The 7,901-nt window shown below is 61.6% G+C and carries 11 protein-coding genes; 9 read left to right on the top strand and 2 right to left on the bottom strand.

Annotated elements, in window-relative coordinates; genetic code table 11:
* Positions 1 to 315: 315 nt before the first annotated feature.
* Both PVW51_RS21700 and PVW51_RS21695 read right to left on the bottom strand, forming a co-directional pair.
* Entirely contained in the window at positions 316 to 573 is a 258-nt protein-coding gene (locus tag PVW51_RS21700; protein ID WP_274577443.1) for a helix-turn-helix domain-containing protein, read from the bottom strand.
* A gap of 124 nt (positions 574 to 697) precedes the next feature.
* Entirely contained in the window at positions 698 to 949 is a 252-nt protein-coding gene (locus PVW51_RS21695) for a hypothetical protein (RefSeq protein WP_274577442.1), read from the bottom strand.
* 210 nt (positions 950 to 1,159) lie between these two features.
* Between PVW51_RS21695 and PVW51_RS21690 the strand changes: the two genes are divergently transcribed.
* From PVW51_RS21690 to PVW51_RS21650, 9 genes are read left to right on the top strand one after another with little or no spacing between them, the layout of a single operon-like run.
* Positions 1,160 to 1,528, top strand: a complete 369-nt coding sequence (locus PVW51_RS21690; protein WP_274577441.1) for a hypothetical protein — start codon at positions 1,160 to 1,162, stop codon at positions 1,526 to 1,528.
* 43 nt (positions 1,529 to 1,571) lie between these two features.
* Positions 1,572 to 2,186, top strand: coding sequence for a lytic transglycosylase domain-containing protein (locus PVW51_RS21685; protein WP_274577440.1), 615 nt, complete (start codon positions 1,572 to 1,574; stop codon positions 2,184 to 2,186).
* Complete coding sequence (locus PVW51_RS21680; protein ID WP_012187163.1) at positions 2,183 to 2,476, top strand: TrbC/VirB2 family protein; 294 nt, start codon at positions 2,183 to 2,185, stop codon at positions 2,474 to 2,476. Before PVW51_RS21685 ends, PVW51_RS21680 begins: the two co-directional genes overlap by 4 nt.
* Complete coding sequence (locus PVW51_RS21675; RefSeq protein WP_114284347.1) at positions 2,469 to 2,747, top strand: type IV secretion system protein VirB3; 279 nt, start codon at positions 2,469 to 2,471, stop codon at positions 2,745 to 2,747. The genes PVW51_RS21680 and PVW51_RS21675 overlap by 8 nt, the downstream gene beginning before the upstream one ends.
* Complete coding sequence (locus PVW51_RS21670) at positions 2,737 to 5,112, top strand: type IV secretion system DNA-binding domain-containing protein (RefSeq protein WP_274577439.1); 2,376 nt, start codon at positions 2,737 to 2,739, stop codon at positions 5,110 to 5,112. Before PVW51_RS21675 ends, PVW51_RS21670 begins: the two co-directional genes overlap by 11 nt.
* Positions 5,109 to 5,276, top strand: coding sequence for a hypothetical protein (locus PVW51_RS21665; protein ID WP_274577438.1), 168 nt, complete (start codon positions 5,109 to 5,111; stop codon positions 5,274 to 5,276). Before PVW51_RS21670 ends, PVW51_RS21665 begins: the two co-directional genes overlap by 4 nt.
* The gene (locus PVW51_RS21660) at positions 5,266 to 6,420 is read left to right on the top strand and encodes a lytic transglycosylase domain-containing protein (RefSeq protein WP_274577437.1); all 1,155 of its coding nucleotides are present in this window, start codon (positions 5,266 to 5,268) and stop codon (positions 6,418 to 6,420) included. The genes PVW51_RS21665 and PVW51_RS21660 overlap by 11 nt, the downstream gene beginning before the upstream one ends.
* Positions 6,420 to 7,229 carry a type IV secretion system protein gene (locus PVW51_RS21655; protein WP_274577436.1) on the top strand — a complete coding sequence of 270 codons (810 nt, stop codon included), beginning with the start codon at positions 6,420 to 6,422 and terminating at the stop codon, positions 7,227 to 7,229. Before PVW51_RS21660 ends, PVW51_RS21655 begins: the two co-directional genes overlap by 1 nt.
* A gap of 16 nt (positions 7,230 to 7,245) precedes the next feature.
* The gene (locus tag PVW51_RS21650; RefSeq protein ID WP_149780672.1) at positions 7,246 to 7,899 is read left to right on the top strand and encodes a virB8 family protein; all 654 of its coding nucleotides are present in this window, start codon (positions 7,246 to 7,248) and stop codon (positions 7,897 to 7,899) included.
* The last annotated feature ends 2 nt before the right edge of the window (positions 7,900 to 7,901 follow it).

Genomic DNA, 7,901 nt, shown 5'->3' with positions numbered 1-7,901 from the left:
GGGGGCATTATCCACATCAGTGTAAGGGGGTCATTTTTGGATGCCGATCACCCCGCTACGGGGTCAAAATTGCATGCCTGTTCACAGGTTTCTTCATCGGCTGCAATCAAATTGGCGATCGCGACGCCTTCGACCTCATTTTCGTTCACTGTTTACTGACTTCCTGCAATTTGGCGTTGCGGATAGCAGCTCAGATCCAAAGCGTTTGCTGCAACCGTGTGCCGGGCCTCGTTAAAATCGGTTACTGTTCGTCCTCGCGGTAACGAATTCACACCGGGAGAAGTCAGCTCCCGTGTTCTCGAAAAATGAAATGGCTCAAATCCGGTGGTCGGGCTCCGTGGCGGCTTCAACGATCGCCAGAACCTCAAACGGGTCAAAGCCAATTGCGCGCGCCAGAACCACCAGTTCGACAACGTCGACCCGGCGCTGGCCGCTCTCAACGCGGGCAACGAGTGACTGGTGGCATCTAAGCCTGTCCGCCAAGTCTTTCTGACCGAGGCCCGCCTTGATGCGAGCGTCGACCAACGCCTGGCAGAGTGCCACCTGTCCCGTGCTTCTGATTGTCTTTGCCACGCGTCACATACCTTTTGTGACGTCGCTAGCGGATGAAATCTGTTATCTAAAAAGTAGATACTTGAGGGTGTTATCGGCGTCGGGTTTCCATGGGCTGCAAGTCTGATGCTCCCCGGATAACCCATCAATCCCCTACCAATTGCAGAAACCGGCCATAGTCCTCGCTGACCTCCCTCGCTTCCTTGAATGCACGGGCGCGCTCGTCGTCGTGGCAACGGAAGTAGCTCTGGATATCCTGGATGTAGTCTTCGAAATCGCGACGGATGAGGTCGGCGTAGTCACGGGCCGCTTGCGAATCGCTTGGCAGGAAGGGACGGGCCGGTGCGAGGCAGGAGTCGGTGAAACCCGGCCCGGGGACGCAGATCAGAAGGGCCATAGCTTGCAATGGGAGCAGGCCTGTCAACCTTGGGTTTCTCAAACCTGTTATCTCCTTGATCGCGGACACTGGCCGAGACTAGTGTTTGCGTGACCAAACTACAGCCAAAGCATGATATTACATCTTGCGGTTGATAGTATACTATCGTAACTCTGGGCTTCAAGTAGGAATGCCTGGGGTCGCGCCATTGGAGAAAGCGTGAGCCGGGCCATGAACTGGGACATCGAAGCACCAAATGTGGTTACGGAAGCCAGGTTCCGCGAACTCGTGGAAAGCGGCTATAGCGCAGAAATCCTGTGCCAGGAGTCGGCACATAAGAAAGGCCCCAGCTATTACGGGGTCTGGATCATGCGCGTTGTCTCTGATGACGGGGTGGAAAAGCTCCTCGTCACTGCGCGCACCCGGACGACTTACAACGATATCAAGATCCGCGAGTTCAAGACGATCTCCGGCGTGGTGTCTTTCTTCATTGGCCTTGGCTTTGCGCATGTCGACCTGCCGCTTGAAGCGGGGACAAGCCGTACGCATAAACTCGCCCCGCCAGACAAAGCTCCATCAGACAAGGGCACTGGCAACTAACCTCGTCTGTCTCTGGCTGGTCGCAGCACCTGCCTCCGCACAGATGGTCCTGGTCATGGAGAGCGACGGCTCTCTAACCCCGTCCCGCTCCCAAAGCAGCTTTGCTCGAAACTACAATGACGGGATTGGTCAGGGTTCGGCCTCCGATGGGATCGCGATCTTCGGCGAGGTAGAGACCGAGCAAGAGGGCGTCCAAGTCGCGGCCCTTGCCCGCCCGACTCCCCTGCCCCGCGCCGATGTCCTCTCCGGGATTCAGACCACGGCCTTGCGCTATGCCGGCCATCCCGGCCTGCGTCGCGCGGGGCTTTCCGTGACGGATTGGCTGGTCCTCTACCGCGCCAATATCGAGGTTGAGAGCGCCTACCGGCAGGATGCGATTTCAAGTGCAGGTGCTATTGGCCTTGGTCAATTGATGCCTGCGACGGCGCGTGATCTGGGCGTCGACCCGCGTGATCCGCTGCAGAACCTTGACGGCTCCGCCCGCTACCTCGCGATGATGCTGGAGACGTTCGGCGATCCGCACCTGGCGCTGGCTGCCTACAACGCCGGACCCGATGCGGTCCGCCAGTATGGCGGCGTCCCCCCCTACCGAGAAACCCAGAACCACGTGGCCCGCGTCATGGCCGTCGTAGCCCGATTGGAAGGATCAAATTCATGAGACAGATTTCAAACCTCTTTGTCGCCTCGCTGGCGCTATTCCTGTTCATTGCCGAGCCCGCCCTTGCACAGAGCATTGATCTCTCCCCGATCCAAAGCTTGTTGCAGGGCATTGTCGATGCGCTGACCGGCCCTCTTGGTGTGGTCATCGCCACACTCGCGGTCCTCGGCGTTTTCTTGAGCTGGTTCTTCAACATCATCGACCTGCGCCAAGCGCTTTGGGTCCTCGTGGGCATCGCCGGTGTTGCGGCCGCCCCCACCATTGTTGCCGCGGTCTTTGCCGGTGGCTGAGCGCTCGCCTCTCTTTCTCGGCCTCGTGCGTCCGCCAAAGCTTCTGGGCCTGCCCATCATGTACGCGATGGTCTGGCTTTTCGGCTCGGTGCTCTTGTTCGTCTGGGTCCAGCACATCGGGGTGCTGGGCGTGGCCGCCCTTCTTTATCCGGTACTGTGGAAGGCCGCAGATTGGGACCCGCGTTTCATCGACGTGATGATGACGGCCCTGCAGGAGACACCGCCCACGCGCAACAGGTCCATCCATGGCGGGGACAGCTATGCCCCGTGATGACGCCCGTGATGCTGCGCTCGATGCCCGCACAATGACGCCAGACTGGTATGCGCGCGAGACCCGCCTCGCGCATATGCTGCCCTATGTGAGCCTCGTCGACGACCAGACCGTGCGGACCCGGGTGAACGAACTCTTCCGCTGCATCCGGCTCGAGGGGATCAACAGCTACACGACAGATGATGCCTATCTCGACAAGGTGACGGCGCTCTTTGCCCGCATCGTTGCGCAGCTGGGGCCGGAATTCAGCTATTACGTCCACAAGGTCTCCAAGGCCATCAAACCTGATCTCGACCCGATCCGTGAGGACAGCTTCGCAGGCGAGGTCGACCGGCGCTGGCGCGCGAAACTCGAGACCAGCGGGCTGCGCGACAAGACGCTGACGCTCACCGTCATTCACCGCCCACCCCCGAAAAGCCTCCTGCCGTTCCTCAGCCGCAGCGCGCCGGACCGGCTGAGAGAGGAGACCCGCAAACGCCTGCAGCGCCTCGGTGAGGCCGTGAACGTCTTCCTCTCGGGGCTTACCGAGCTCAAGCCGCGCCTGCTGTCAGCCGGATCGGGAGAGTTGGTGGGGTTTCTGGGCGCGCTCAACACAGGAACCGAGCTGCCGCTCTATCCCGCCAATACCTACGGCTTTTTGTCCTTCAACGTCGCCAATACCCGCGTGACGTTTCACGGCGACCATTTCGAGCTTTCCGAGGGCGTCGTGGGCCACCGCTACGGCAAGAGCTTCACCATCGGAGAATACTCGGAAGGCACCTCCTGCACCATGTTCGACATGCTGAACCTGCCGGTCGACATGATCGTCACCCATTCCTTCACACCGATCAATTCGAACCTCATGGCGGGCCGCATCAAACGACAAAAGCGCCAGATGCAGGCCAGCCAGGATGCGGCCCTCTCCCTCCTGGAAGCCCTCGATATCGCCGCCGATGATCTCGAGGCCAAGCGCCAAAGCTTCGGCGAGCATCACATGATCGTGACGCTCTTCTGCGACACGCTCGAAGAACTGCAAACCCTCAGCGCCGAAATCGTGAACGCCGCCGCGACCGAAGGCGTGAAGATGATCGGTGAGCGGGTCGCCGCAAAGGCCCATTACCTCAGCCAGCATCCCGGCAACCAGCCCAAGCGCGTGCGTGCCAGCGCCGTCACCAATCGCAACTTTGCAGATTTCGCGGCCTTCCACCGAACGCAGCTCGGCAAACCTGCAGCACTTACCCCCTGGGGCCGGGTCGTCACATATTTGCCCACGCCGGAGCAGAGCGCCTACCGGTTTTCTTATCACGAGCAAGGCTCGCCCGACAAAGAACCGACCAGCGGGCATACCCTGATCATGGGGCGGCCCGGGTCGGGCAAATCGGTGCTCTCGGCCTTCCTGATGACCCAGGCCCGTCGCGCAGGGGCGCGGATCTTCGTCTTCGATTACCGTCTTGGCATGGAGATGGCGGTGCGCGCCAATGGCGGGCGCTACGCCTCCCTGAACGCCGGCCAGCCCACGGGTCTCAACCCGCTCTGGACAGAGACCGATGCGCGCGGCACCGCCTGGCTCTCGGACTGGCTCACAACCCTGCTCTACCGCGCCGACAAGCCCCTGACCCCGGCGCAGACCAACCGCATCCAGGAGGTCGTGCGCCAGAATGCCCAGGCCACCAATCCGGCCCTGCGGAACTGGCGGGATTTCGCATCGCTTTTTGTCTCCACCGATGATGGCGGCGATCTGCACCAGCGCCTGTTTGAGTGGACCGAAGAGGGCCGCTACGGCTGGATCTTCGGGCAGACGCTGGAAGACACGTTCTCGCTGGAGGGCGATTTGGTCGGCTTCGATCTCACCGGCATTCTCGACAGTGAGGCCGAGAAGGAGCGCATGGCGGTCCTCTCCTATCTCTTCCGCCGGGTCGAGCGCGAGATCGAGGACCGCCGCCCCACCATCATCGTGATCGACGAGGCATGGAAGGCGCTCGACAACGCATATTTCGCCGAACGGTTGTCGAACTGGCTCGTGACAGCGCGCAAGCAGAACACCGTCGCGGTGATGATGACGCAATATGCCAGCCAGCTTGAGCGCACCCGGACCGGCAAGACCATCGTCGAAGCCGTTCCGACGCAGATCCTGCTGCCCAATATCCGCGCCAATGCCTCGGACTACGCCATGCTGAACCTCACGGAGAAGGAGCTCGACGTCCTTCTCAACACGGGCAGCAACAGCCGTTTGGCGCTGATCCGCGACGATCAGGGCTCGATCGTCGTCGATGCCGATCTGAGCGCGCTTGGACCCAATCTCACCATCCTTGGCGGCATGGAAAAGGGCGAAGCGCTTGTCGGCGCCGATTACCGCGACCGCTCGGACTTCTGGAGGCTTTCATGATCCGTACCCTGTTTCTTATCACCGCGCTCGGCGCTTTGGCCTCCTGCACCCAGTACCGGGAGCCGCAGGCCAATTGCTTCACCTTCCTGGCCTCGACGGCCCCCGTCGCGCCAGATTGCACCTTCAAGCCCCTCGGCGCGCCGGAGGGCGACATTGAAGTCTAGCCTGCCTCATATCGTGGCGCTTTGCCTGCTGCCCGGTCTGGCCTCGTCTCAAGGCGTGCCGACCAATGACAGTGGGCTGACCGCGCGTGATATCGTCGAAACAGGCGATCGCGAGGCTGACTTGGCCGTTCAGGCGGACAAGCTTGCCGTGCGCGAACTCATTGCCGAGATCGAACGCGACCAACTGGAAACCCTGCAACGCATCCTCGATGCCCAAACCAGCTTCGGCGGTCAGGGCCTACCCGCGATGGTTTCAGGGCTGGAAAACGGAAGCGGCGATCCAGCCCGTTCCGTCGAAGCGGTCTACGGCAATGCCGACATCGACCCCAATCCCGGCGGCGCACAGATGTTTGGCGATGCGGCGGAAAACATCGAGCAGCTCATCATCCGCGTCGCCCGGGAAACCAGCGGATTAGCGGGCGTGGGCCGCGCGGGCCTCTCCCCAGTCCAATGGCGAGCCCTGCTGCAGGCTCTCATCTGGCAGGAAAGCCGCTTCACCATCGGCGCCCGCTCGCCGGTCGGCGCTTTTGGCCTCACCCAGATCATGCCCGGCACCGCCAGCGATCTTGGTATCAACCCGGAATACTATGACAGCCCTTACCTGCAGGTGCATGGCGGCGCGCGCTATCTCGCGACCCAGCTCAACACATTCGATGGCAATATCATCAACGCGCTCGCAGCCTATAACGCCGGACCAGGCCGGGTTTTCGAGTATGGCGGCGTGCCGCCCTTCCGCGAGACCCAGCACTACGTCCAGGTGATCCCCGAACGCTATAACCTCTATTTGACCCGTATCGGCGGGATCGAAGCGCTTGGCACGATCGACCCCACGCTTCTGGCCAATGCCAACCTCTCGCTCACGGGTCATGGCGCGGCCTTCTATGGCAACAACTCGCCCGCCGCGATCAGGCAGGCCGCCCTGCGTATTGCGGATATCGTCGAACGGATTTCCGAGACCGAGGATGTGCAGGAGAGCGTTGCACTCAACACTTATGCCCGCGCCGAACTCGTGCGTCTCGTGGCCGCCCGCATCCGGCTTCAGGCGGCGCGCACCCGCGTCCTTTCCGCCGAAGAGCTGGCTCAGGCCAGTGCGCGTATGGTCGAAGGCACGTTCATGGAATTCACGATCAGGGAGATAGACTGATGAGAGATTTGCTCGTGAGGACGGCATTGGCCACGACGCTTGGGATCGGTCTGCATCTCGGCACCCTGTCCGCTGCCGTGGCGCAAGGTGTGCCGGTCGTCGACACCCAAAACATCGCGCAAAACATCCAGCAGCTCCGGCAGATGATCGAAGACGAGATCCTGCAGAACGAGCAGCTGACGCAGCTCCGCGAACAGCTTGCCACACTCACGGACCAACTCGCGGAGCTGCAAAGAACCTACGAAGCCCTGACCCGCCTTGCTGAACTGCCGGAAATCATCCGCACCGAGATGGAAGACGAGCTGAACGGTCTGCTCGATCAGGAATTCGGGGACATCCTCGCCACCATCGAAGCCATCAAGACTGGGGATTTCTCTGGCCTGTCGGGCTCCGGCGCGGGCGAGATCGAAACCCAGATGGACCGGGTACTGGCCGATCTCGGATTTAACGATGACACCCTCTCGGAAATGGCCACCAGCGGCAATCCGGGCGCGAACCGCGTGGCGACGCAGGCCACCACCGGCGCCCTGGTCTCAGCCGCGGCCCAGAACAGCTATGAGGATGCCGGCCAATCGCTGGAACGGGTCGACCGCCTGGTCGGGCTGATCGATGACATGGAAGAGCTCAAGCAAAGCGTCGATCTCAACACGCGTGTGACCGCGGAGCTCGCCATTGCGCTGGTCGCCATGTGGCAACTCGAAGCGGTGCAGACCGTGGGCGATGGGACGGGAGGCGTGATCGATGCCGCCACCATCGCCGAGGAACAGCGGTTTATGGACTTCACGCTGCCCGAGTTGCGGGCAGACTGATCAAGGGTTGTGACAGGTGGCGAGTGAACAGGAAATCATCGAAGAAGAGCTGGTCTATGGTGCGCTGCGCCGCGAACGGCTCTGGCAGCGCCTTGGCCTGATAGGCCTTGTCTTCGGCGTCATCGGCTGCCTGAGCGCCGCGGCTGTCACAATCCTCGATGTCGACCCCCCGCCCGTCGTTGTCCCCTATGATCCCGCTACCGGCTTTGCCCTGCCCGAGGCCTCGGTGGGCGCGACGTCTGTCACGGCCAACCAGGCGATTATCGAGGCGGAGGTCTTCCGCTATGTGACCGATCGGGAGGTCTATAACCAGCTGGACAACGATCTGCGCATACGCAGCGTTCTGCGCCGCTCGGACGGGGCCGCCGAGAGCGGGCTGCGCCAAATCTGGAACAGCGCCAACGAGAATTACCCGCCGACCGTCTATGGCCCCAATGCCCGGCTCGACGTGGAAATCCTCAGCATCAACCGGATCGGCACCAACCGCGCCACGGTCCGCCTGCGCAAGCGCCTGACGTCTATCAATGGCGTTCAGACAGGCCTCTTCACTGCCACGCTTCTCTTCGAGTTCCGCCCCGAGACCCGCCGCTCCATCGATGAGGTCTGGACCAACCCCTTCGGCTTCACGGTCCTCGAATATTCCGTCCGCTCCGACAGATTGGAGAATTGAAT

Source organism: Sulfitobacter sp. PR48 (assembly GCF_028807335.1).
GTDB lineage: Bacteria > Pseudomonadota > Alphaproteobacteria > Rhodobacterales > Rhodobacteraceae > Sulfitobacter.
This window is presented reverse-complemented; position numbering and strand designations above follow the sequence as displayed.